The 23,256-nt window shown below is 71.2% G+C and carries 25 protein-coding genes; 13 read left to right on the forward strand and 12 right to left on the reverse strand.

Annotated elements, in window-relative coordinates; genetic code table 11:
• Nucleotides 1-90: 90 nt before the first annotated feature.
• On the forward strand, nucleotides 91-483 hold the full coding sequence (locus tag ABGB08_RS50255) for a zinc ribbon domain-containing protein (protein ID WP_347606241.1): 393 nt from the start codon (nucleotides 91-93) through the stop codon (nucleotides 481-483).
• An 87-nt stretch (nucleotides 484-570) separates the two neighbouring features.
• A complete protein-coding gene (locus ABGB08_RS50260) occupies nucleotides 571-1,323 on the forward strand; it encodes a VOC family protein (RefSeq protein ID WP_347606244.1) in 753 nt (250 codons plus the stop codon).
• Here the strand turns inward: ABGB08_RS50260 and ABGB08_RS50265 are convergent.
• The 3 genes from ABGB08_RS50265 to ABGB08_RS50275 form a co-directional block, all read right to left on the reverse strand.
• Nucleotides 1,320-2,540: an RNA polymerase sigma factor gene (locus tag ABGB08_RS50265; RefSeq protein WP_347606247.1), complete on the reverse strand. Its 1,221-nt coding sequence runs from the start codon at nucleotides 2,538-2,540 to the stop codon at nucleotides 1,320-1,322. The genes ABGB08_RS50260 and ABGB08_RS50265 overlap by 4 nt on opposite strands.
• Nucleotides 2,541-2,738: 198 nt before the next feature.
• Entirely contained in the window at nucleotides 2,739-3,062 is a 324-nt protein-coding gene (locus ABGB08_RS50270) for a hypothetical protein (protein WP_347606250.1), read from the reverse strand.
• A 49-nt stretch (nucleotides 3,063-3,111) separates the two neighbouring features.
• A complete protein-coding gene (locus ABGB08_RS50275; protein ID WP_347606253.1) occupies nucleotides 3,112-4,227 on the reverse strand; it encodes an AMP-binding protein in 1,116 nt (371 codons plus the stop codon).
• A gap of 200 nt (nucleotides 4,228-4,427) precedes the next feature.
• Between ABGB08_RS50275 and ABGB08_RS50280 the strand changes: the two genes are divergently transcribed.
• The 3 genes from ABGB08_RS50280 to ABGB08_RS50290 all read left to right on the forward strand — a co-directional run bounded on the left by ABGB08_RS50280 (nucleotide 4,428) and on the right by ABGB08_RS50290 (nucleotide 7,767).
• Complete coding sequence (locus ABGB08_RS50280; protein ID WP_347606256.1) at nucleotides 4,428-5,360, forward strand: o-succinylbenzoate synthase; 933 nt, start codon at nucleotides 4,428-4,430, stop codon at nucleotides 5,358-5,360.
• Nucleotides 5,361-5,379: 19 nt separating this feature from the next.
• Nucleotides 5,380-7,038, forward strand: coding sequence for a 2-succinyl-5-enolpyruvyl-6-hydroxy-3-cyclohexene-1-carboxylic-acid synthase (gene menD, locus ABGB08_RS50285; protein ID WP_347606259.1), 1,659 nt, complete (start codon nucleotides 5,380-5,382; stop codon nucleotides 7,036-7,038).
• Between the two features lie 96 nt (nucleotides 7,039-7,134).
• Complete coding sequence (locus ABGB08_RS50290; protein ID WP_347606262.1) at nucleotides 7,135-7,767, forward strand: DedA family protein; 633 nt, start codon at nucleotides 7,135-7,137, stop codon at nucleotides 7,765-7,767.
• Here the strand turns inward: ABGB08_RS50290 and ABGB08_RS50295 are convergent.
• The 3 genes from ABGB08_RS50295 to ABGB08_RS50305 are packed head-to-tail and all read right to left on the reverse strand — an operon-like array spanning nucleotide 7,748 to nucleotide 9,581.
• Nucleotides 7,748-8,491, reverse strand: coding sequence for a GntR family transcriptional regulator (locus ABGB08_RS50295; RefSeq protein WP_347606265.1), 744 nt, complete (start codon nucleotides 8,489-8,491; stop codon nucleotides 7,748-7,750). The genes ABGB08_RS50290 and ABGB08_RS50295 overlap by 20 nt on opposite strands.
• 53 nt (nucleotides 8,492-8,544) lie before the next feature.
• Nucleotides 8,545-9,276: an SRPBCC family protein gene (locus ABGB08_RS50300; protein ID WP_155357716.1), complete on the reverse strand. Its 732-nt coding sequence runs from the start codon at nucleotides 9,274-9,276 to the stop codon at nucleotides 8,545-8,547.
• On the reverse strand, nucleotides 9,273-9,581 hold the full coding sequence (locus ABGB08_RS50305; RefSeq protein WP_347606268.1) for a metalloregulator ArsR/SmtB family transcription factor: 309 nt from the start codon (nucleotides 9,579-9,581) through the stop codon (nucleotides 9,273-9,275). Before ABGB08_RS50305 ends, ABGB08_RS50300 begins: the two co-directional genes overlap by 4 nt.
• A 365-nt stretch (nucleotides 9,582-9,946) precedes the next feature.
• Here ABGB08_RS50305 and ABGB08_RS50310 point away from each other — a divergent pair, with 365 nt between their 5' ends.
• From ABGB08_RS50310 to ABGB08_RS50330, 5 genes are read left to right on the forward strand one after another with little or no spacing between them, the layout of a single operon-like run.
• Nucleotides 9,947-10,816, forward strand: coding sequence for a decaprenyl-phosphate phosphoribosyltransferase (locus tag ABGB08_RS50310; protein ID WP_347606271.1), 870 nt, complete (start codon nucleotides 9,947-9,949; stop codon nucleotides 10,814-10,816).
• Nucleotides 10,809-12,095 carry an FAD-binding oxidoreductase gene (locus ABGB08_RS50315; RefSeq protein WP_347606274.1) on the forward strand — a complete coding sequence of 429 codons (1,287 nt, stop codon included), beginning with the start codon at nucleotides 10,809-10,811 and terminating at the stop codon, nucleotides 12,093-12,095. The genes ABGB08_RS50310 and ABGB08_RS50315 overlap by 8 nt, the downstream gene beginning before the upstream one ends.
• A complete protein-coding gene (locus ABGB08_RS50320) occupies nucleotides 12,092-12,838 on the forward strand; it encodes an SDR family NAD(P)-dependent oxidoreductase (RefSeq protein WP_347606277.1) in 747 nt (248 codons plus the stop codon). Before ABGB08_RS50315 ends, ABGB08_RS50320 begins: the two co-directional genes overlap by 4 nt.
• Entirely contained in the window at nucleotides 12,838-14,289 is a 1,452-nt protein-coding gene (locus tag ABGB08_RS50325) for a DUF2079 domain-containing protein (RefSeq protein ID WP_347606317.1), read from the forward strand. Before ABGB08_RS50320 ends, ABGB08_RS50325 begins: the two co-directional genes overlap by 1 nt.
• Nucleotides 14,290-14,322: 33 nt before the next feature.
• Nucleotides 14,323-14,934 carry a YigZ family protein gene (locus ABGB08_RS50330; RefSeq protein ID WP_347606280.1) on the forward strand — a complete coding sequence of 204 codons (612 nt, stop codon included), beginning with the start codon at nucleotides 14,323-14,325 and terminating at the stop codon, nucleotides 14,932-14,934.
• Between the two features lie 37 nt (nucleotides 14,935-14,971).
• On the opposite strand, the gene ABGB08_RS50335 is transcribed toward ABGB08_RS50330, so the two are convergent.
• Nucleotides 14,972-16,165 carry an isochorismate synthase gene (locus tag ABGB08_RS50335; protein ID WP_347606319.1) on the reverse strand — a complete coding sequence of 398 codons (1,194 nt, stop codon included), beginning with the start codon at nucleotides 16,163-16,165 and terminating at the stop codon, nucleotides 14,972-14,974.
• A gap of 198 nt (nucleotides 16,166-16,363) precedes the next feature.
• Here ABGB08_RS50335 and ABGB08_RS50340 point away from each other — a divergent pair, with 198 nt between their 5' ends.
• Entirely contained in the window at nucleotides 16,364-17,179 is an 816-nt protein-coding gene (locus tag ABGB08_RS50340) for a GDSL-type esterase/lipase family protein (protein ID WP_347606282.1), read from the forward strand.
• A 4-nt stretch (nucleotides 17,180-17,183) separates the two neighbouring features.
• On the opposite strand, the gene ABGB08_RS50345 is transcribed toward ABGB08_RS50340, so the two are convergent.
• The 4 genes from ABGB08_RS50345 to ABGB08_RS50360 all read right to left on the reverse strand — a co-directional run bounded on the left by ABGB08_RS50345 (nucleotide 17,184) and on the right by ABGB08_RS50360 (nucleotide 20,382).
• Nucleotides 17,184-17,789, reverse strand: coding sequence for a response regulator transcription factor (locus ABGB08_RS50345; protein WP_347606285.1), 606 nt, complete (start codon nucleotides 17,787-17,789; stop codon nucleotides 17,184-17,186).
• Nucleotides 17,786-18,835: a sensor histidine kinase gene (locus ABGB08_RS50350; protein WP_347606288.1), complete on the reverse strand. Its 1,050-nt coding sequence runs from the start codon at nucleotides 18,833-18,835 to the stop codon at nucleotides 17,786-17,788. The genes ABGB08_RS50345 and ABGB08_RS50350 overlap by 4 nt, the downstream gene beginning before the upstream one ends.
• 8 nt (nucleotides 18,836-18,843) lie before the next feature.
• Entirely contained in the window at nucleotides 18,844-19,569 is a 726-nt protein-coding gene (locus ABGB08_RS50355; RefSeq protein ID WP_347606291.1) for an ABC transporter permease, read from the reverse strand.
• A gap of 87 nt (nucleotides 19,570-19,656) precedes the next feature.
• Entirely contained in the window at nucleotides 19,657-20,382 is a 726-nt protein-coding gene (locus ABGB08_RS50360) for an ABC transporter ATP-binding protein (RefSeq protein ID WP_347606294.1), read from the reverse strand.
• Nucleotides 20,383-20,504: 122 nt separating this feature from the next.
• Between ABGB08_RS50360 and ABGB08_RS50365 the strand changes: the two genes are divergently transcribed.
• Nucleotides 20,505-21,416, forward strand: coding sequence for a trypsin-like peptidase domain-containing protein (locus ABGB08_RS50365; protein WP_155350819.1), 912 nt, complete (start codon nucleotides 20,505-20,507; stop codon nucleotides 21,414-21,416).
• A 19-nt stretch (nucleotides 21,417-21,435) separates the two neighbouring features.
• Here ABGB08_RS50365 and ABGB08_RS50370 read toward each other — a convergent pair whose 3' ends face one another.
• The gene (locus ABGB08_RS50370; RefSeq protein WP_347606298.1) at nucleotides 21,436-22,146 is read right to left on the reverse strand and encodes an alpha/beta hydrolase family protein; all 711 of its coding nucleotides are present in this window, start codon (nucleotides 22,144-22,146) and stop codon (nucleotides 21,436-21,438) included.
• A 72-nt stretch (nucleotides 22,147-22,218) separates the two neighbouring features.
• Between ABGB08_RS50370 and ABGB08_RS50375 the strand changes: the two genes are divergently transcribed.
• Nucleotides 22,219-23,160: a YafY family protein gene (locus tag ABGB08_RS50375; RefSeq protein WP_347606301.1), complete on the forward strand. Its 942-nt coding sequence runs from the start codon at nucleotides 22,219-22,221 to the stop codon at nucleotides 23,158-23,160.
• The last annotated feature ends 96 nt before the right edge of the window (nucleotides 23,161-23,256 follow it).

Here is a 23,256-nt window from a genome sequence, read left to right on the forward strand (position 1 = left end):
CCACCTCGCCACGCCACCGGTGATCCCGCAGCCCACCCCCACCCAGCTCGATCTCCTCTATCTCCTCGGGGTGGATCCACGGCAGCTCCGGTGACGATCACAGACCTGCGGAAAACGGGGCTAGGTGGTAAGGCCGCCCGCTATGGGCGGGTGATCATCGCGGTCGGCCGCTGGTTTCCTTCTTCCCAGCTGTGCCCGTGCTGCGGCTGGCGGAATGGGAAGGTGCCGTTGGGGGTGCGGGAGTGGGATTGCCCGTCCTGCGGGGAGAACCATGATCGGGATATTGCCGCTGCGTTGAACATTCTGGCGGAGGGCATCCGCCTGCGCGCGCAGGCGGCGCAGGTGTCTCGCGCTGGGGGAAGGCAGGACTTGGTGGCCGCCGGGCTGGCGGACACTCGAAACGACTGTGGAGGGCGAGTAAGACCAGGCGAGGCAATTCCGACCCCGGCACCGCCCGCAACCTACGACGCTCACGCGGCGTAGAGGAAGCAGTAAGAACCCCACGGCGACGTGGGGGAGTCCTCGGCGTTCACGCCGGGGAGGATGTCAACGTGAGGTACGGGAGGGCGGATGGCCGGACGGGCGCGGTACGCGGCGGGTAAGCCATGCTGGGTCGATCTCGGCACGGGGGACCTGGCCGGGGCGGAGGAGTTCTACCACGGGTTGTTCGGCTGGGAGTTCGAGCCGCGGGGGCGCAGCCACTCGACCGCGATGCTGCGCGCCCAGCCGGTGGCGGGGTTCGGGCCGGTCCGGGAGGCCGGGTGGGTCACCCATATGGCGGTGGACGATCTCGAGGAGACCGTCAAGCATGCCGTACAGGCGGGTGGGCGGTTGGTTTCCGGGCCCGACCAGGTTTTCGACGAGGGCCGGGAGCAGGGCTGGGGGGCGCTGCTCGCCGACCCGGCGGGGGCGATGTTCGGGGTGTGGGAGGAACGGGACTTTCCCGGGGCCGCCATGCATCATGTGCCGGGCACGTTCTGCTGGCACGAGCTGGCCGTCCGGGACACCGAGGTGGCGGCGGAGTTCTACCGGCGGGTGTTCGGCTGGCAGGGCCGGGTCTCCGGCAGCTACACCGAGTTCGACCTGCGCCGGCCGCGGGAGACCGTGACCGGCATGGTGGAGATGACCGACGCGTGGCCGCAGGAGATCGCGCCGCACTGGATGGTCTACTTCGCGGTCGCCGACTGCCTGGCCGCCGCCGACCGGGTGGAGTCGCTCGGCGGCGTGATCGAGATCCCGCCGTTCGCGCTGCCCTCGGGCCGGGTGACCGTGGCCGCCGACCCGCAGGGCGCGGTGTTCTCGCTGATCGAGCTGGCTAGTTAGCTGGCCCAGTCCAGCAGCGGGATCGTGTTGCTGGGGTGGCGCAGCTTGGACAGCGACTCCTTCTCCAGCTGGCGGATCCGCTCCCGGGTCAGGCCCAGGTGCTTGCCGATCTCGTCCAGGGTGTGCGGCTTGCCGTCGGCCAGGCCGAAGCGCAGCGCCATGATGCGCGCCTCGCGCGGGGACAGGTTGGCGAGCACGCCGCGCAGCTGCTCGGCCAGCAGCTGCCGGTCCACCACCTCGGAGGCCTCCAGCGAGTCCACGTCCTCGATCAGGTCGCCGATCCGGGTCTCGCCGTCCTCGCCGATGGTGGAGTCCAGGCTGATCGGCTGGCGGCTGGTGCGCAGCAGCTCCTCGATCTGGTCGGGGGTCTTGTCCAGCTCGACGGCCAGCTCCTCGGGGGTGGGCTCGCGGCCGAGGCGCTGGTGCATGTCCCGCTCGACGCGCGACAGCTTGGACAGCATCTCCAGCACGTGCACGGGCAGCCGGATCGTCCGGGCCGAGTCGGCGAAGCCGCGCTGTATGGCCTGGCGTATCCACCACATCGCGTACGTGGAGAACTTGAAGCCCTTGGTGTAGTCGAACTTCTCGACGGCCCTGATCAGGCCGAGGTTGCCCTCCTGCACGACGTCCAGCAGGGCCATGCCGCGGTCGGTGTACTTCTTGGCCACCGAGACGACCAGGCGGAGGTTGGCCTCCAGCATGTGGTCCTTGGCGCGGCGGCCGTCCTCGATCACCCACTCCAGGTCCTCGCGGAAGCCGGGGGGCATGCGCTCGCCGGACTCCTCGGCCTCCTCCAGCTTGTACTCGGCGTACAGGCCGGCCTCGATCCGGCGGGCGAGCTCGACCTCCTGGGCGGCGGTGAGCAGGGTACGACGGCCGATGGACTTGAGGTAGGTGTGAACGGAGTCGCCCATCACGGAGGTGTTGTCGTCGATGTCGATCGACTGGGCCTCAGCCTCGGCCTCCTGAGGGTCGAAACCCTCCTCCGCCGCCGTGGGCTCCGCGGTCTGAGGGGTATCGGCCAGGCTGACCCCGGCCTCGGTGAGTTCGCGCACCAGGGCACGGCCCTCGGCGGCGCCGACGCCCGCCTCGGTGAAGGCCTGGCGGAGTTCGGACAGGGAAAGGTGACCCTGCGCACGGCCTCGCTCAAGGAGCTGGTCGAGCGTCGTGGGGGTCGTCTCGCGTGCGCGCGAGGCCGCCACGGCGGTTCGGGGCATGAGGACACCTCCTCCTTGACTTCATGCGTAAAGTGATTCTGGATGGGCTGTTCCGGCTCGGTCAGGGAGTCGGCGGCGGTGGCTCGTCGCTCCGGCGTGCCAGTAGCAATAACGCCATAAGGCGTGATTTGTTCCCAGGGGCCCGAGAATGCCCGGGGCGGTGGTTTGGCCCGCCCGCGCGCTATTCAGTATGAGCGGTCAGTTCGGCAGGATGCTGATGGACACTTCCGGAATCGGCATCGGCTGCGCGTCCTCCAGCCGTTCCTTGGTCCAGTACTCGGAGATCTCGCCCGGGTCGCCGGGCATGAGGCGGGATACCACATTCGGGTCAGGGGTGCCTGATTCCGGCTCGGGGATCACATCGGGGTCCGGCGCCGGGGTCGCGCGGGTGACCTCCTTGAACCGCAGCGACTCCTCGTACAGCCGTCCCGCCGAGGCGGTGTGCGCCACGGCCACCCCGCCCACGAGGATCGCGCCGACGACTCCAGCGGAGATCAGCATCTTGGGCGTGGGAATCAGCACGGGCACGTCCTCCTAGCGGCGGGCTTACGCAACGTATGACGAGCGCAGGTCATATTTGGTTCCGCAAGGCGACCATATCGGGTTTGCCGTTGGGCAGCAGCGGGAGCGAACGAACGCGCATGACCGCACGCGGCGCGGCGTAGGCGGGCAGGCGTTCCTTGGCGAAGGCGCGCAGCTCGCCGAGCTCGGCGGGGCCGGCCACGACGGCGACGACGATCTCGCCCCACTCGGGGTCGGGGCGGCCGAGCACGGCCACCTCGTCCACGCCGGGATGCTCGGCCAGCACGGCGGCCACGGCGCCGGCGACGACCTTCTGGCCGCCGGTGTTGATCACATCGTCGGCCCGGCCGAGCACGGTCAGCCGCCCGGCCTCCCAGATCCCGAGGTCGGAGGTGCGGTAGCGGCCGCCGCCGAACGGTTCCCCGAAGCGGTAGCCGGAGAACAGCACGGGCCCGCCGATCGCGATCCGGCCGTCGGGCCCGATTTCCAGATCTACATTGTAAAGGGGCGTGCCGTCGTACACGCAGCCGCCGCTCGTCTCGCTCATCCCGTAGGTGGTGACGATCCCCGGATGGGCGGCCAGCAGGTCCGGGGGAGCGGCCGCGCCGCCCAGCAGGATCGTCCGGAACCCGGACAGGTCGGCGCCGGAGTCGACCAGGCGGCGGAGCTGGGTCGGCACCAGGGACACGTGCCCGGCCCCCGACGCGGCCACCGCCCCGGCCGAGAACCGTTCGTGCACGATCGGCACGGTCTCGCTCAGCATCGCCCTGACCAGCACCTGGAGGCCGGAGATGTGGGAGGTCGGCAGGCAGCACAGCCACCGCTCGCCGGCCGCGCCGATCCGCTGGAGCGAGGCCGCCGCGGAGGCGACCAGGGCCGCCGCGCTCAGCTCGACGCCCTTGGGCGCGCCCGTGGAGCCCGAGGTCGCGATGATCACCGCCACCTCGGCGCGGGTCGGCGCGCCGCCCGCGACCCGCTCCACCCCGTCCTGGGTAATCACGTGGGTGGGGCGCAGCGCGTCCAGGGTCGTCTTCAGGGCCGCCGCCGGGAGGCCGGGGGAGAGCGGCAGCACGGCGGGCCCCTCGGTGAAAACGGCCTTCCGCACCGATTCCAGGAGTTCGGGGCCGGGCGGGAGCAGCAGGGCATGGACAGCGCGTTCTGGCACGCTCGCAAGATTAGTGAGAAAGTCCTGATCTACCCAGCCGCCACGGCGAGTCGCCTGGTCGGTGGCCATGCGGACGGGTTCTCGTGGACATTCCCGAGGGCCCGGGACGTACGGTCACGGCGCGGCGGCTGGGAGGCGGTTGTCGGGTGGTGCGACGCTTGTCTCCCCAACCCACCAGCCCTGTGGAGGCGAGCGCGACGATGACGACGCGGGTCTTCGGCATTCCCATGAGCCTGCGGTTCCGCGGGCAGACGGCCCGGGAGGGGGTGCTGCTGCGCGGCCCGGCCGGCTGGGGCGAGTTCTCGCCCTTCCCGGAGTACGGCCCCGCCGAGTGCGCCCGCTGGCTCGCCTGCGCCCGCGAAGCCGCCTTCGAAGGCTGGCCGGACCCGGTGCGCTCGACCATCCCGGTGAACGCCACCATCCCCGCCGTGCCCGCCGCGCGAGCCTTCGACCTGGCCAGGGCGTCCGGCTGCGGGACCGCGAAGATCAAGGTCGCCGAGCGGGGTCAGGACTTCGCCGCGGACCTGGCCCGGGTGGAGGCCGTCCGGGACGCGCTCGGCCCGGACGGGAAGATCCGGGTGGACGCCAACGGCGGCTGGGACGTCGACGAGGCGGTCCGGCGGCTCAAGGAGCTGGACCGGTTCACCCTGGAGTACGCGGAGCAGCCCTGCCCGTCCCTGGACGAGCTCGCCCAGGTCAGGCGGCGGGTCGACGTCCCGATCGCGGCCGACGAGTCCATCCGCAAGGCCGAGGATCCGCTGCGGGTGCGCGCCGCCGAGGCCGCCGACATCGCCGTGGTCAAGGTCCAGCCGCTCGGCGGCGTGCGCGCCGCGCTGCGCGTGGTGGAGGCCTGCGGGCTGCCCGCCGTGGTGTCCAGCGCGGTGGAGACCTCGGTGGGGCTCGCCGCCGGTCTCGCCCTGGCCGCCGCATTGCCCGAATTGCCGTACGCTTGCGGCCTCGGGACCATGTCCCTCCTGACCGGGGACGTCGTCGCGGACTCGCTCACCCCCGTGGCCGGGGCGATCGCCGTACGGCGTCCGGAGGTGGACGAAGCCGCGCTGGCGCGCTTCGAGATCGAGTCGCCGGAGTGGGTTCGACGGATGGAGGAGGCGGCCGCATGTCTCGCGCGCTAGACCGGCCGGGAGGCCTGTCGTGAATCCGGCCACCGCGCTCGCGGGGGTGCTCGTCGACGAGCTGATCCGCTGCGGCCTCACCGAAGTCGTGCTCGCCCCCGGTTCCCGTTCCGCCCCGCTCGCTCTGGCCGCGCACGCCGACTCCCGGCTGCGATTGCACGTGCGGATCGACGAACGCTCCGCCGCCTTCCTGGCGCTCGGGCTGGCCAAACGTGCAGAGAAACCGGTCGTGCTGATCTGCACGTCCGGGACGGCGGCGGCCAACTTCTTCCCGGCCGTGATCGAGGCGCACGAGTCGGGGGTGCCGCTGCTGGTGCTCACCGCCGACCGGCCGCCCGAACTGCGCGGCACGGGCGCGAACCAGACGATCGACCAGGTGAAGCTGTTCGGCTCAGCGGTCCGCTGGTTCGCCGAGGTGGGCGTGCCGGAGGAGCGGCCGGGGCAGGTGGCGTACTGGCGGTCGCTGGCGTGCCGGGCCTACCAGCGGGCGGCCGGGCCGATGGACGCCGGGCCCGTGCACCTCAACCTGGCCTTCCGCGAGCCGCTGATCCCCGACGGGGACTCGGCCTGGTGCGAGTCGCTGGACGGCGACGCCAACGGGCCGTGGATCAGGTCCAGGGTCGCGCCGCCGTCGGCGGCGCTGCACATCTCGCCGACCCGGCGCGGCGTGCTCGTGGTGGGCGACGGCGCCAGCAACGTACGGCGATACGTGGCCGCGGCGGGCATGGCCGGCTGGCCGGTCCTGTCCGAGCCCAGCGGCAACGGCCGGTACGGCGACCACGCCGTCTCGACCTACCACTTCCTGCTGGGCAACCAGGCCTTCGCCGAGGCGCACGTGCCGGACGTGGTGGTCACGCTGGGCCGGCCGGGCCTGTCGCGGCCGCTGCTGTCGTGGCTGAAGCGCGCGCAGGAGCACATCGTCGTCGCCCAGGATCTGACCAGATGGCCCGATCCGACCCGGTCGGCCACCCAGGTCGCGCAGGCGGTCGAGATCCCGGTCACGGCCGGGGACGACGACTGGCTGAACTCCTGGCGGCACGCCGATCTCACCGCCCGGGACGCCATCGACCAGGTGCTGGACTCCGCCGGGATGAGCGAGCCCAGGACGGCCCGCGATCTGGGCGCGCTGCTGCCCAACGGGGCCCAGCTGTTCTGCGGCTCCTCGCTGCCGATCCGGGATCTGGACTGGGCGATGCGGCCCAGGCGCGGGCTGCGGCTGATGGCCTGCCGGGGGGCGTCCGGGATCGACGGGGTGGTGTCGGCGGCGATCGGGGCCGCGCTCGCCCACAACGGCCCCTCCTACGCGCTGGTCGGGGATCTGACGTTCCTGCACGACCAGAACGGGCTCATCCTGGGGCCGCGCGAGCCCCGGCCCGATCTCTGCCTGGTGGTGGCCAACAACGACGGCGGCGGGATCTTCTCGATGTTGCCGCAGGCCGGTCTGGGGGCGCCTTTTGAGCGGGTTTTCGGGACGCCGCACGGGGTGGATCTGGGATATTTGGCGGCGGCGACCGGCACGCCGTACACGCGGGTCGAGGAGCCGGACGAGCTGTCCCGGGCGATCAAGGGGGACGGTTTGCGGATCGTGGAGGTGCGGACCGACCGGGCGGCCTCCGTCGCGGTGCGCGGCAAGATGCGGGAGGCGGCCCTGGCCGGGCTCACCACGCTCGGCTACTGACTCGCAAGCCGGCCGAAAGCCGCGGCTGGCAGCCTTCCGGCGGGAGCAGTCTTCCGGTCAGGGAAGAATGAGCTGTCCGGACGACAGGGGTTGAGCATGCACGTCGAGGAATGGTTGCAGTCGATTCCGGCCGTCTGGGTCTATGCCCTGGTCGGCCTGGTGATCGGGCTGGAGAGCCTGGGCATTCCCCTGCCGGGGGAGATCGTGCTGGTCAGCTCGGCGCTGCTGGCGGCCAAGGGCGTGGTGAGCCCGGTCACGGTGGGCGTCTGCGCGAGCGCGGGCGCCATCGTCGGCGACTCGATCGGCTATCTGATCGGGAAGAAGGGCGGCAAACCGCTGTTCGACCGGCTGGGGCGGCGGTTCCCCAAACATTTCGGGCCCGCGCACCTCGCCAAGGCGGAGACGATGTTCCAGCGGTACGGGATGTGGGCGGTGTTCTTCGGGCGGTTCGTGGCGTTGCTGCGGATCCTGGCGGGGCCGCTCGCGGGGGCGCTGCGGATGCCGTACTGGCGGTTCCTGGTGGCGAACGTGCTCGGCGGGATCGCCTGGGCGGGCGGGACCACGGCGGCCGTCTACTACCTGGGCGTGGTCGCCGAGCAGTGGCTGAAGGGCTTCTCCTGGGTGGGGCTGGCCGCCGCCGTCCTGTTCGGCATCGGCACCACGCTGTGGCTGAAGAAGCGGGTCGCCGCCCGGGCCGCGGCCGAGGAGGTCAGCGCTCAATCAGCGTGACCTCAAGGGAGTAGTGCGAGGCCCGGTAGGCGTGCGAGCCGTGCTCGACCGCGCGGCCCTGGTCGTCGTAGGTGGTCCTGACCATGGTGAGCAGGGGGGCGCCGCGGCGTTCCCCGAGCAGGCGGGCCTCGGTGGGGGAGGCGGCGCGGGCGCCGATGCGCTGGTTGGCCACCCGCATGCGCACCCCGGCGGAGCGCAGCAGCTCGTAGAGACCGCGCTCGGTCAGCGCGTCGGCGGTCAGCGGGGCCAGGCCGAGCGGCAGCCAGTTGCGCAGCAGCGCGAGCGGCTCCCCGGCGGCGAAGCGCAGCCGCTCCAGATGCAGGACCTCGGTTCCGATCGGTACGGCCAGTACCCCGGCCACCGTCTCGTCCGCGGCCGCCGTGCCGATGGACAGCACCCGGGTGGCGGGATCCTGGCCCGCGCGGCGCAGGTCGTCGTAGAGGCTGGTGAGCTCCACCGAACGTTTGACCTGGCCGTGCACGACCTGGGTGCCGACGCCGCGCTTGCGGACCAGCAGTCCCTTGTCGACCAGATACTGGATCGCCTGCCGGATCGTGGGGCGGGAAAGACCGAGCCGGTCGGCCAGCAGGATCTCGTTGTCCAGCCGGGAGCCCGGCGTCAGCTCGCCGGTTCTGATGGCTTCCGAGATCTGCTCGGCCACCTGGAAGTAGAGGGGCACGGGGCTCGACCGGTCCAGGTCGAATTCCAACCGAGTCGATGTCACTGTCCGAGGTTACCGGAGGTCAGAATGTCAAGACAATTTACCCCGTGGCCCGGTTAGGCGCGCTCGCGGGCGAAGCGGTTGATCCGTTCCCGCCATTCGATCAGGGCTCGCTCGGGGTCGCCGGAGTCGGGCGCGGTGACGACCAGGCGGGCGCCGTGGCCGGTCCCGTCGGACAGGTGGCAGTCGGCCGGGGGCCAGTCCGCCTTCTCCAGGGCCGCCTGCGCCTGGGTGATCGGGACGGTGAGCTGGCGCTCGAAGCGCACCCCGCCGGGGACGCGGGTGCCCTCGTCGAGGTGGAACCGGGTGACGTACTCCTCGTGAAGCTCGGGGAAGTTGCCCTCCGGCGGGGTGAAGGGGCGGCCTTCGAGGAGGAATTCCATGGCGACCAGGCAGGTCTGCCAGCCGGAGGCGTAGCTGGCCGCGGCGTACCTGTCGTCGAAGGTGTGGGTGAAGATCAGCAGGCAGCCGGCGGCCTCGGGGCGGAGTTCGAAGCGGACCAGGTCCTCGCTCTCGCGGGGGACCGAGACGGGGGCGTGCTCGCTGAACGCGAACACGCGCGGCGGGTCGAGTTCGGTGATCACGGCCTTCAGCACGGTGCCCGCGCCGTCGTCGAAGATGATCGTCCCGCCGGGGCGCAGGTCGAGTTCGGCGGCGGGGAACGGGTACCACTGGCTGAGGTGGGCGGGGTCGGTGATCGCCCGCCAGACCTTCTCGACGGGGTGGGCGAGCAGCCGCTCCATCCGCAGCACGGTGCGGCCGTCGACGGTGTGCAGGGTCTCGTTCATTGCTCGTTCTCCATCGTCTCGAGGTGGAGTTCCAGGGCGTCGAGGCTGGTGGCCCAGAGCCGCCGGTACGGCGTGAGCCAGGTGTCGATCTCGGCCAGCGGGGCCGGGCAGAGCTCGTACCAGCGGCGTTGCGCGTCGATCCGGACCTGGACGAGGCCGGCCTCGCGGAGCACGCGCAGGTGCTTGGAGGTGCCCGGCTGGGTGAGACCGAGCCGGGCGGTCAGTTCGCCGACCGGATGCGGGCGCTCCAGGAGCAGGTCCAGGATCCGGCGCCGGGTCGGCTCGGCGAGCACATCGAACAGCACTCCTTGAATATACCGAGGAGGGAATATACCGGCAAACGGATATAGGACATACTTTGTAAAGGCGTCAGGCCGGCAGCCCGGCGAGATCGCGGATGTCGTCCTGCGGTTCTTCGCCGCGCACGCCCTGGCCGGGCGTCCGGATCGGGGGATGACCGGCGGGTCGTGAACGCACGCATTCCGCGTCCAGAACGACTTCTTCACTGTGCGCTCACCCGCCGGCAATGCGCTGGCAGAACGTTGGACGTGCCGCCTCCGATGGGTCACAGTCGGTCGGTCCAGCCTTCACCCGCCGTTCTCCCCCCGGTAGTGGATCAGTGGATAGTGTCCGCTGCGGCTAGGGATCAGCGACCGCAGGGGGACCGCCTGTGAGCATCACCAGCACCGCCCCCGTGGCCCCGTCCACCAGGCTCGGCGGTCTGGTCCGGACCGCGCGGCCCCGCCAGTGGGTGAAGAACGTGCTGGTCGCCGCCGCGCCGCTGGCCGCCGAGCGGTACGACGGCGGCACAATGGCCGGCACGGGAGTGGCTTTCGTGGCGTTCTGCTGCGCCGCGTCCGCCGTGTACTTCCTCAACGACGTGCTTGACGCCGGCGAGGACCGGGGCCACCCGGACAAACGCCTGCGGCCGGTCGCCGCCGGAATCGTGCCGGAGCGCGTGGCGCTGGGCGGCGCGGCGGCGCTCGCGGTGACCGCGCTGGCGCTCACGCTGGCCTGGCGGCCCGCGGCGGCCGGGGTGCTGGCCGGATATCTGCTGGTCAACGCGTGTTACTGCCGGTGGCTGAAGCATGTGCTCATCGTCGACATGGCGGTGGTGTCGTCCGGCTTCCTGCTCAGGGCCGCGTACGGCGGGGTGATGGCGGCGGTGCCGCTGACCCGGTGGTTCCTGATCGTGCTCGGCGCGGCGGCGCTGTTCGCGGTGGCCGGCAAGCGGTTCTCCGAGCTGGCCCGGCTGGGCGCGGACGGGCTGGCCGTCCGGCCGTCGCTCGACCAGTATTCGGTGAGCTACCTGCGCTTCGTCTGGCAGTCGGCGGGGACGGTCGCGATGACCGTTTACTGCCTGTGGGCGTTCCCCGCGCACAGTCTCACGATCATCCCGTTCGGCCTGGCCTTGCTGCGGTATGCCTGGCACATCGACCGGGCCGCGGCCGGCGCGCCGGAGAGCGTGGTGTTCGGGGATCGCTGGCTGCTGGGGCTCGGCGTCGCGTGGGTGGCGCTGTTCGTGGGCGCGAATGGCTGACGCGCTGCTCGCCGGCTGGGGGCGGACGTCCCCGTCGCGGGCCCGGGTGCTCCGGCCGGGTTCGGTGGACGAGCTCGCGGCAGCCGTACGGCAGGCGGGCAGGCGTGGCGTGATCGCCCGCGGGCTCGGCCGCAGTTACGGCGATCCGGCGCAGAACGGCGGCGGGGTCGTGGTCGACCTGACCCGGTTGCGGAAGTTCGACCTGACCGGTGACCGGCTCGTCGCCGAGGGAGGCGCCAGTCTGGGCGAGCTGATCCGCGTGCTGGCGCCGCGCGGGCGGTTCCTCCCGGTCGTACCCGGCACCCGGCACGTCACGGTCGGCGGCGCGGTGGCGGCCGACGTGCACGGCAAGAACCATCCGGCCGACGGCTCGTTCGCGGCGCACGTCGAGGAACTCGACCTGCTCACCGCCGAGGGCATGGTCAGGACGCTACGGCCGGGCGAGGCGGCCTTCCACGCCACCACCGGCGGGATGGGCCTGACCGGGGTGGTGACCCGCGCGGTCCTGCGCCCGATCCCGATCGGCTCGCCGCTGCTGCTGGTCCAGACCCGCCGCTGCCGCGATCTGGACGAGGTCCTGGCCCGCTTGTCCGGCAGCACGGCCCGGTACGCGGTGGCCTGGCTCGACTGCCTGTCCGAGCGCGGGCGCGGCATCGTCGACCAGGCCGTTCACACCGAGGGCCCGCTTGGGACGGCGGCGCTCAAAGAGCCGCTGCTGAGCGTGCCGCGGCACATGCCCGGCGGGTTGCTGAACCGGCACACGGCCGCGCTGTTCAACCACCTCTGGTACGGCAAGGCGCCCCGGGTGAGCGTGCGGTCGATGCCGCTCGGTGCGTACTTCCACCCGTTGGACCGCATTCGCGACTGGAATCGGATCTACGGGCCGGACGGGTTCGTGCAATACCAGTTCGCGGTGCCGTACGGCGAAGGCCTGAAAAGCGTGGTCCGGCGGATCGCCCGATCCGGGGTGCCGTCGTTTCTGGCGGTGCTCAAACGGCTCGGACCCGCGGGGGAGGGGCTGCTGTCGTTCCCGATCGAGGGCTGGACGCTGGCGCTCGACTTCCCGGCCGCCGCGCCCGGGCTGCCCGAGTTGCTGGATGCCTGCGACCAGGCCGTGATCGGCGCGGGCGGGCGGGTCTACCTGGCCAAGGACGCCCGGCTCGCGCCCGAGTCGCTGCCCGCGATGTATCCGGGTCTGGCCCGGTTCCGTGAGGTCCGCGCTCTGCTGGATCCCGCCGGGGTGTTCCAGTCCGACCTGGCCAGGAGGCTGCGCCTGTGAACAACGCTTTCCGCGATCCGCAGTCGCTGCTGGTCGTCGGCGGGACGTCGGACATCGCGGTGGCCACGGCCCGGCTGCTGGTCCGCCGGCGGGTCCGCCGCGTGGTGCTCGCCGCCCGCCCGTCCGGGGCGCTGACCAGGGCGGCCGACGAACTGCGCACGGCGGGCGCGGCCGTGGAGATGGTGGCGTTCGAGGCGACGGCGATCAGCGATCATGAGAAGGCGTTCGGCGAGGTGTTCGCCGGAGGCGACATCGACGTGGTGCTCGTGGCCTGCGGGGTGCTCGGCACGAACGCGCTCGATCCGGTGAAAGCCGCCGAGATCGCAGCCGTCACCTACGTGGGGGCCATGTCGGCCGCGCTGGTCTGCGCGAACGCGCTGCGCGAGCAGGGTCACGGCACGCTCGTCGTGCTCTCCTCCGTCGCCGCGGAACGGCCGCGCCGCGCCAACTTCGTGTACGCCTCGGCGAAGGCCGGTCTGGACGCGTTTGCTCAGGGGCTGGCCGACGCGCTGCACGGTTCCGGGGTGCGGGTCCTGGTGGTACGCCCCGGATTCGTCCACACGAAGATGACCGAAGGCCTGCCGCCCGCGCCCTTCGCGACCACACCGGACGCGGTCGCCGTCGCGATCCACGCCGGGTTGCGGTCCAGGGCCGGGACGATCTGGGTTCCCGGGGTGCTGCGCCAGGTCATGGCGGTGCTCCGGCTAGTGCCGCGAGCGATCTTCCGCAGGCTGCCCGGGTGATGGCCATTCGCCTGGCTGCGCTTCCCCGGCTGGCCGTACGGGACGGCGGAGATCGGGCCCGGCATGCCGTGGCCGTCGCGGCGATCACGATCGCGGCGATGGGGATCTACACCCTGCTCGCGCTGGTGCGGCACAACCTGTTCCGGACGACGAGTCTCGATCTCACGCTCTTCGATCAAGCGGTCCGGGGGATGGCCGGGTTCGGCGCGCCGACCAGTCCGCTCCGCGGGATGAATCTCGGCGAGGGGATGGACTTCAACCAGCTCGGCGAGCACTTCTCGCCGATCCTGGCGCTGCTCGCGCCGCTCTACTGGGTGCACGACGGCCCGGAGACGTTGATCGTCGCACAGGCCGCCCTGTTCGCGCTGGCGATCGTGCCGATCTGGCGGTACACCCGGCGGGTGCTCGGCCCGGCTCCCGCCTACCTCGTGGCCATCGCCTACGCGCTGTCCTGGCCGGTCGCGCGGGCGGTGAACTTCGACTTCCACGAGGTGGCGTTCGCGCCGGTGCTGATCTCGCTGATGGTCGAGCGGTTCCACGCCGAACGGCACGGGCACGCCGCGCTGGCGGCCGCCGGGCTGATCCTGGTCAAAGAGGACATGGGCCTGATGGTGCTGTGTTTCGGGGTGTCCGCCCTGATAAAGGGGCGGCGTTTCGACGGGCTCATGTACATCGGGGTAGGGATCTTCTACACGTGGCTCGTCCGCGGCGTGCTCATCCCCGCCGTCGGCGGAGATCCGCACATGTACTGGGCGTACGACCACCTCGGCACCGACATTCCGGCGCTGGCCGGGAAGATGATCACTGATCCGCTCGGCGTGCTGCACACGCTCGTCAGTCCCATGGTGAAGCTCGACACGCTGATGTTCCTGCTCTGGCCCGCGCTGCTGACCTGCCTGTGCTCGCCGAACATCCTGCTGGCCGTGCCGCCGTACCTGGAACGCATGCTGTCGGACCGGTCGATCTGGTGGGGCACCGACTTCCATCACAGCGCGTTCATCGTGGCTGTGGTGATCTGCGCCGGCGTGGACGGCACGGCGCGGCTCATGCGCTGGACCGGACGCGGCGGGCTCGGCCTCACCTGGGCGGCCGCGGCCTGCGCCGTTGCGCTGACGCTGGTGCCAAGGTTCCCGTTCGACCAGCTCATCCGCCCCGAGTTCTACGAGTCCCAGCCCGACGTGGTGGCCGCGGAGACAGCGGTGCGCGCCATCCCCGACGGGGCCGTGGTGGAAGCGATCAACCACGTCGGACCGCATCTGTCCGGCCGCGCCACCGTCCTGCTGTGGGAGGACCGCCCCGCCGTCGCGCCGTGGATCATCGCCGACGTGGCCCGGGTCTCCTACCCCTGGGGGTCGCCCGACCGGCAGCGCGAACGCGTGGAGGAACTCAAACGCGACGGCTACCAGGTGATCTTCGACCAGGAGGGCTACGTGGTCCTGCATCGCCCGTGATCCTCTCGTGCGCGGGTGGATACGCTGGAGCGCATGCCGTACATCACCATCAGCGAGGTCGTGGAGCACGAGACCGAGGTGCGGCGGTCGCGGTTTCTGTGCGCGCTGGGTCCGGCCGGGTCTGAGGAGGAGGCGCGGGCGTTCATCGCGGCGCGGCGGCGGGCGGACGCGTCGCACAACTGCACCGCCTATGTGATCGGCACGCGCACGCGGAAGGCCGATGACGACGGCGAGCCCGGCGGGACGGCGGGGACGCCGATGCTGGACGTGCTGATCCGGCGGGGATTCGCGGACGTCGTGGCGGTGGTCACCCGGTATTTCGGCGGGGTGCTGCTCGGCGCGGGCGGTCTGGTCCGGGCGTACGGCGGCGTGGTGAGCGAGACTCTCGACCGGGCGTCGCCGATCACCATGGTCCCGGCCCGGCTGGTCACGGTCACCATCGACCACGCCCACGCCGGCCGCCTCGAGAACGATCTACGGGCCTCCGGCCACCCGCCGCGCGGAGTCGACTACGGCAACCAGGTCGCCTTCGAGGTCGCCGTCGCGGAAAGCGGCCTGCCGGGCTTCACGGACTGGCTGGCCACGGCGACGGCAGGCCGTGCGGCCGCGGCACCTGGGGCCGGGTTGCACGTCCCCGCCACGTAGGCAGTCGTGTGTTGTCGGCGCGAGAAACCTGGTGAGGTCAGCCCTCCAGGGCGTAGCGCATGACGCGGAGCTTGGCCTGGGCCTCGGCTAATTCCCCGGCGGGGTCGGATTCGCCCATGATGCCGCAGCCGGCGAACAGGCGGGCGCGGTCGTCGGTGATGGCGGCGCAGCGTAACGCGATGCCCCATTCGCCGTCGCCGCGGGCGTCGATCCAGCCGACCGGGCCCGCGTAGCCGCCCCGGTCCATGTCCTCCAGCTCGCGGATGACCTCAAGCGCGGTCGCGGTCGGGGTGCCGCCGACCGCGGCGGTGGGATGCATGGCGGCGACCACGTCCAGCACGGACGCGCCGTCGGACAGGCGCCCGGTGACCCGGCTGGCCAGATGCTGCACGTTCGGCAGGACCAGGAGCTCGGGCCGGTCGGGCACGTCGAGGGTCTCGCAGAGGGGGGCCAGCGCGTCCCGCACGGAGGCGACGGCGCAGACGTGCTCGTACTGGTTCTTCTCCGAGCGGAACAGGTCGGCGGGGTCGGCGCCGGTGGGCGAGGTCCCGGCCAGCACGAGCGACTCGATCGCCCGGCCGGTGTGCCGGACCAGGAGTTCGGGGGTCGCGCCGACCAGGAGTTTGCCGACTGAGCCGCCGACCGAGAAGGTGTAGCACTCGGGGTAACGGGAGGCGAGCCGGGCCAGCAGGGCGCGCGGGTCGATCCTGCGGTCGGCGGTGGCGATCAGGTCCCGGGCCAGCACGACCTTGTCCAGGCGGCCCCCGGTGATCTCCTTGACCGCGGTGGCGACCGCGTGCTCCCACTCCATCGAGGTGAGCGAGCCGTCGCTGTAGCGGATCCGGCCGGGCGTGCGGACCGGCGTGACCAGGTCGAGGGTGTCCTCGCCGATGGTGGTCAGCCAGGCGCGACCGTCCCGGCGGGCCAGCACGGTCCTGGGCACGACGAGGGTGGAGCCGGGGGAGCCGGGGTCGAAGGTGAAGGAGCCGAACGCGACCGGTCCCGAGCCGGGCAGGCCGACCTGGTCGTGGATGTCGGCGGCGTGGAAGATCGCGTTGAGCCAGGCCCGCGCCCAGGCGAAGCGGCCGGGCCCGTACGGGACGGTGACGCTGGCGGCCTCTCCCCAGCCGACGAGACCGTCGCCGTGCCGCACCCAGGCGTAAGGGGCGGTGTCGGGGAGACGCGCGATCAGGTCCCCGACGTCGCCTACCGGGACCGTGCGAACCACCAGGGGACGTTGAAGTCCGAGAGCGACACTCACTCCACACACTCTACGCAGAAACTGAACGTGTTCGACATTTGGGTGCCCCTTTGGGCGGGGGCTCCATGTCAAGAGCCGATAGGAAGTTGGTCATGGAAGGGACGCCTGCCCGGATGGTGATAGAGCAGACATCTTCGCGATCTCTAGCTTGGGCTCCCGGAGGTGCCCATGATCAAGAAGATCACGCCCGTGCTCGTGGTCGCGTTGTGCTGGCCGATAACCGGGACGGCGGCGGCCCGTGCCGAACCGGTGGTGCTGGCGGCGCTCGGGGATTCGATCAGCGTGGGCTTCAACGCCTGCGGCTGGTATGCCGCCTGCCCGTCGCGCTCCTGGGCCGCGGGGGATCACCCGGAGGTCAACAGCCACTACCTGCGCATGCTGGCCGCGGGGGCGGACGTGCGGGGCCGCAACCTGAACTTCGCCGTGTCCGGGTCGACCAGCGCCGATCTGCTCGGGCAGGCGCGCGCGGCGGTGGCGGCCAAGGCCACCTATGTCACGATCCTGATCGGGGCCAACGACGCCTGCGTCCGTACCGAGAAGCAGATGACGCCGGTGGCCGCCTACCGGCAGCGTGTCGCGGCCGCGTTACGGGAGCTGCGGCCGACCGGCGCGCGGGTGTTCCTGGCCAGCGTCCCCGACCTCAAGCATCTGTGGCGTGTCGGCAAGGACAACCCGCTGGCCAGGACGTTCTGGTCGATCGGCAAGATCTGCCAGGCGCTGCTGGCCAATCCGGGGTCTGCGGCGAAGAAGGACGCGGAGCGCCGGGATCGGGTGCGGGCGCGGGTCGTGGCGTACAACTCCGAGCTGGAGGCGGCCTGCGCCGAGTACGGCCCCGGCTGCCGCTACGACGGCGGCCAGGTCTTCGCCTACCCGTTCACGCTCGACCAGGTCAGCGGGTGGGACTTCTTCCATCCGAACGTCGCGGGGCAGCGGGCGCTGGCCGAGATCACGTTCAGGGAGATGGCCGACCAGCTGAAAGTGTGATTAGTCACAGCCAGCCGTTGTGGCGGGCCAGTCTGGCCGCCTCGACCCGGTTGCGGGTGCGGGTCTTGCCGATGGCCGAGGACAGGTAGTTGCGCACCGTGCTCTCCGACAGGTGCAGGCGGGCGGCGATGTCCGCGATCGTGGCGCCGTCGCCCGCGACCGCGAGCACGTCGCGTTCCCGCTCGGTGAGCGGGCTCGGCCCGGCGCTGAGCGCGGCGGCGGCCAGGGCCGGGTCGATCACGCGTTCCCCCGCCAGCACCCGGCGGATGCTGGCGGCGAGCTCTTCCACCGGGCCGTCCTTTACCAGGAAGCCGTAGGCGCCCGCCTCCATCGCCCGGCGCAGGTAGCCCGGGCGGCCGAACGTGGTGAGGATCAGCACCCGGCAGCCGGGCACGCGCTCGCGCAGGTCGGCCGCGGCCTCCAGACCGCCGCGGCCGGGCATCTCGATGTCGAGCAGGGCCACGTCTGGCCGGGCGTCCAGCGCGGCGGCGACCACCTCGTCGCCGCCGGTGACCTGCGCGACGATCTCCATGTCCGGCTCCAGGCCGAGCAGCAGCGCGAGCGCGCCGCGCATCATCGTCTGGTCCTCGGCCAGCAGAATCCTGATCATGCCGGTACGGTCACCCGCAACCGGAACCCGCTCGACCCGGCGACCGCCAGCCGCCCGCCGGCCGCCTCGACCCGTTCCCGCAGCCCGCCGAGCCCGTTCCCTTCCACGGGCTCCGGCGCGCCCTGGCCGTCGTCGAGGATCTCCAGTTCGAGGCCGCCGGTGTCGCTGAGGGTGATCTGGCAGGAGCGGGCGGCGCTGTGGCGGATGACGTTCGTCACTCCTTCGCGTACGGCCCAGCCGAGGAGGGCGTCGGTTTCCGGCGGGAGCCGTACGGCGGAGGTCTGGACGCGCAGGCTGATGCCCGCGTCGGCGAGCACGTCGCGGGCGGCGGCGAGCTCGGCGTCCAGGCCGCGCCCGCGGTAGCCGGTGACGGCGGCGCGCACCTCGGCGAGGGCCTGGCGGCCGATCTGCTCGATGTCGGCGGCCTGCCGGGCGGCGGCCTCGCCGTCGCCGGGGGCGAGGCGGCGCACCGCCTCGGCTTTGACGACCATGACCGAGAGGGTGTGGCCGAGCAGGTCGTGCAGGTCGCGGGAGAAGCGCAGCCGCTCCTCTGAGACGGCGACGCGGGCGAGCTCCTTGCGGGTTTCGGTGAGCTCGTGGATGGTGTCCCAGAGCTGGACGATGATCCACGGGATGAGCCCGGCGATGAACACGCCCCAGCCGGAGAACATCATCAAGAGCAGGCCGAGGTCGGCCGTCACGACCAGGCCCACCGCGGTGAGGGCGAGCAGGAGCAGCATGCCGCGGGCGGCCCTGACGGTGGTTCCGGTGGCGATCGCGGTCATGGTCAGCACGAACGACCAGGCGCCCTGGAAGGCGAGGGCGGACGCGACGCCCACCACGATCAGGAGGGGGAGGGCGATCCTGGTGGCCCTGGCCCGGTCGGTGAAGGCGAGCCGGGTGGTCCACAGGTAGAGGGCGGGGACGGCGGCGATCGCGGGCCAGGCCAGCCAGAGCGGCTGGTTCCGGCCGGAGATGATCTCGGCGATGGGGAACCCGGTGAGCAGGACCCAGATGTGGATCCCGGTCGCTTCGGGGGTCTTCACGGTCTCCATCACACCATGCGGTCCGAGCGCAGGTAACCGTACCTGGCGTAGGCGGCGAAGACGGCGAACCAGGCGAGCAGCACCAGGGCTGAGCGGGGGTTGGGGGCGTGGTCGAAGGCGACGCTCCAGGAGAGGTTGGCGTAGCCGTTGACCGGGGACAAGCTCGCGGTCGTGCCGAGCCAGCCGGGGAAACCGGTGGTGGGGAACCAGAGGCCGCCGACCACCGATAGGCCGATATATCCGGCCAAGTTGGCGGCGGCGGCGTTCTGCGGGGAGAGCAGGTAGCCGTTGCCCAGGGCGAACAGGCTGAACGGGACGGTGCCCACCCAGAGCAGGGCGATGATGACGATCCACTGGATCGGGTTGAGGCGGACGTGGTTGACCAGGGCGCCGGCGAGGAGGACGAGGGCGATCGACGGGACGACGATGATCGCGGCGGTGGCCGTCTTGCCGAGGATGACCCGCCACGGGGTCAGCGGGGTGAGGCGGAGCTGCCGCAGCCAGCCGAGGGACTTGTCCTCGGCGGTGCCGGTGCCGTTGCTGAAGGCGCCGCCGAGCGCGCCGTACGCGGCCATGCCGATCATCGACCAGAGGGCGCCCTCGGGGCGGTCCTCGGCGGGGATGGCCAGGGTGGTGAAGAGCAGATACATGATCAGGGGGACGGCCAGGCCCATGGTCACGTAGCCGGTGTCGCGAATCATTTTGCGGACTTCGAGGCGGATGTAGGGGATCATCGCCAGTCCTCCTTTGAGGTTTGATTAGAAAGTCGTGATCTAGACAGCCGCGGCGGTGAGATGCCTGGTCGGCGGCCATGCGGCTGGCTACGGGACGGGTTTCTGGTCAATAAGGGTGAGGAAGGCGTCTTCAAGAGGGCTTCCGGCGGCGAGTTCGGCGGCCGCCTTGATGTCGGCGCCGGTGCCCTGGGCGGCGATCCGGCCTTCGGCCATCACGACGATGCGGTCGGCCTGCCGATCGGCCTCCTCCAGGTAGTGGGTGGCGAAGACGATGGTCTTGCCCCGGTCGGTGAGGCGCCGCATGGCGGCCCAGAAGTCGCGGCGGGCGCGCACGTCCAGGGCGGCGGTGGGTTCGTCCAGGACCAGCAGGCGGGGGTCGCCCGCCAGGGCCATCGCGAAGCGCACCCGCTGCCGCTGGCCGCCGGACAGGCGGTCGACGCGTTTGCGCTCAAGCCCGGCGATCTGGGCGGTGGCGACGACCTCGGCCATCGGGAGGGGGTTCGGGTAGGTCGCGCGTACGAAGGTCAGCAGCTCTTTCACGGTGACCCGCGGTGGGGTGCCGCCTTCCTGCTGCATCGCGCCGACCATTCCGCGCTGCACGGCTTGCGAGGGGTCGCGGTCGTACAGGCGGGCCTGCCCGGAGTCGGGCGTGATCACGCCGAGCAGCATGCCGATGGCGGTGGACTTCCCGGCGCCGTTGGCGCCGCACAGGGCCAGGGTCTGGCCTTCGGGGATGGTGAGGGAGAGCCCGGCGACGGCGGTCACGTCCTGGTAGCTCTTGCGGATGTCGTCGAGGACGACGGCGTTCGTCATGGGCAGAACGGTAATTTTCCGGACAGCTTGCCCGGCAGGCCGCGCAATCCTCTGTTGGGGAGGACAAATGTCCTGGGATATGGGGTGTAATGAAGTAATTGGTGTATTGAAGGTGGTGCCCCATGGATGAGTACTCCAGGATCGTCGCGTCCGTCGCGGCGGAGCTGACGCCCAAGGTGGCAAGCGTCAAGGCGGGGCGGTCGAGCGGCTCCGCGGTGATCTTCACGGCGGACGGGTTCCTGCTCACGAACGCGCATGTGGTCGGGTCGGCGCGGACCGGCTCGGCCGCCTTCTCCGACGGGACGAGCGCGGAGTTCGCGGTCGTCGGCGCGGATCCGCTGTCGGATCTGGCGGTGCTGCGGGCGCTGGAGCCCACCCCGCCGCCGGTCACGCTGGGGGACAGCGACACGCTGGTGGTCGGCCAGCTGGTGGTGGCCGTGGGCACGCCGCTGGGCCTCACCGGCTCGGTGACCGCGGGGGTCGTGTCAGGTTTAGGGCGTTCGCTGCCCGCGCGCAGCGGGTCCGCGGTGCGGCTGATCGAGGATGTCATCCAGACCGACGCGGCCCTCAACCCCGGCAATTCCGGCGGCGCGCTCGCCGACGCCGGCGGGCACGTGGTGGGCATCAACACGGCGGTGGCCGGGACCGGGCTGGGCCTGGCGGTTCCGATCAACTCCACGACGCGGTCGATCGTGGCCGCTCTCATGCGCGACGGGCGGGTACGGCGGGCCTACCTCGGGCTGGTCACGACGCCCGCGCCGCTGCCGCCCGCGATCAGGGAGCGGGTCGGGCAGGCGAGCGCGTTGCGGGTGGTGGAGGTGGTCGCGGGGTCTCCGGCGGCGCGGGCCGGGTTGCGGGCGGGGGATCTGGTGCTGAGCGCGGGGCGCAAGCCGGTGGGGGACGCGCAGGGGTTGCAGCGGTTGATGTTCGCGGAGGCGATCGGGCGGCCATTGCCGGTGACGGTGTTGCGCAACGGCGCCCTGGTGGACGTGATCGCGGAGCCGACGGAACTCACGCCGTACTCTACTTTGTAAAGGCGCTCGCTTTGAGTGCTTACAAGACTTGCAGCAGTGCCGAAAGGTCCGCTGGGCGGGAGAACATCGGCCAATGGCTGGTGGGGAGTTCGCGGATCTGCCACTCCGGGCCGGTCACCGCGGCGAAGTAGGGGTGGCCCTGGGCCATCAGGTCCTTTATCTGGGCTTCTGAGAACATGCAGCTCACGAGCGTTTTGGGGAGTTTGTCGACGGCGCCGGTGAGGAAGATGGGCTGGTTGATCGGGCCGAACGGCTGGTCGGTGGCCCGGGCGGCCATCAGGTTCCTGGCCCCCTGGGTCAGGCCCTCGGCACCGGGATGGCTTTCCAAGGGGACGAAGGGGAACCGGTAGCCGTCGACGAGCGCGGCCTCCACGTCTTCGCGGCCGACGAGGTCGAGCTGGGCCATGCCGTCCGGGACCGGGCCGCTGTCGACGTAGACGACGCGGGCGACACGCTCGGGGATCCTGTCGGCGGCCGCGGTGACCGTGCCGCCGCTTCCGCTGTGGGCGACCAGGATGACGTCGTGCAAGTCCTCGTAGGTGATGAGGTTGACGATGTCGTTGATGTGGTCGTCGAGGGTGAGCTCGGGCGAGGCCAGGTGCGCTCGATCGGCGAGCCCGGTAAGGCTGAGTGGGTACGCGACGTGCCCCGACGCCCGAAGATCGTCGACAACATCCTTCCAGGCCCACGCACCCAGCCAGAACCCCGGCACCAGGACGAAAGTACTCATTACGCTCCTCTGATTCGTCGTCTCGAAGTTGTCTCGACTGTATGGATATATCCGGACAGAATCGGTCCTGATATGACGACGAATCGTGTGCTAACTCTGTTGGAGCTGCTTCAGGCTCGTCCCGGTCTGACCGGCCCGGAGCTGGCTGCCCGCCTGGAGGTCGACGAGCGCACCATCCGCCGCTACGCGGCCCGGTTGACCGATCTGGGCGTACCGGTTCAGGCGGATCGTGGGCGTTACGGCGGGTATCGCCTGCTGCCGGGCTTCAAGCTGCCCCCGCTGATGTTGTCGGAGGACGAGGCGACGGCGGTGGTCCTGGGCCTGCTGGTAGGCCGTCACAACGGGATCGCCCTGGGCACGGAAAGCGCCCTCGCCAAGATCGAACGCGTCCTCCCGAAAGCTCTGGGGGAACGCGTCCGCGCCATCTCGGAAACGGTCGGCCTGGCCTTCCACCGCCCCGCCTCGCCTCCGCTGCCCCCGTCGGCCCTGCTGTCACTCGCGGACGCGACCCGCCGCCGCCGAAGGGTCCAGATGCGATACCGCTCCATCCGCGGCGCCCCGACCACTCGCGACGTGGACCCTTACGGCCTGGTGCTGTACTCCGCCCGCTGGTACGTGACCGGTTTCGACCATCTTCGCCAGGAACTGCGTACATTCCGCGCCGACCGGGTGATCTCCGTCGACCTCCTGGAGGAGACCTTCTCACCCCCGGACGATTTCAACGCGGTCACTCACGTCCTGGACTCGCTGGCCGGGGTTCCGTTCCGTCACGAGGTCGAGGTGGTGCTGCACGCGCCCCTGGAGGAGGTACGCCGGCGCGTTCCTCCTTCGGTGGGATCCCTGACGGAGGTCGGTTCCGGGGTCCGGTTGGTGGCGCGGGCCGAGCGGCTTGATGGGATGGCCCAGATGCTGGCCGGGCTGGGCTGGTCCTTCGCGGTGGTACGGCCGGACGAGCTACGGGCAGAGGTCCTGGCTCTGGCGGATCGATTGCGCTCGTTGGTCGGCGGGTCGTGATCTGGCAGCGGTTGGAGGCGGGCAGGAGAACCACGGTGCCGTGCTCGCCGTTCCGGGTAGGAAACCACGGTCGTCGGCACTCCTGCTCACCAGCGA

Origin of the sequence: Acrocarpospora sp. B8E8 (assembly GCF_039871605.1) — a bacterium.
Taxonomy (GTDB): Bacteria; Actinomycetota; Actinomycetes; order Streptosporangiales; family Streptosporangiaceae; genus Acrocarpospora; species Acrocarpospora macrocephala.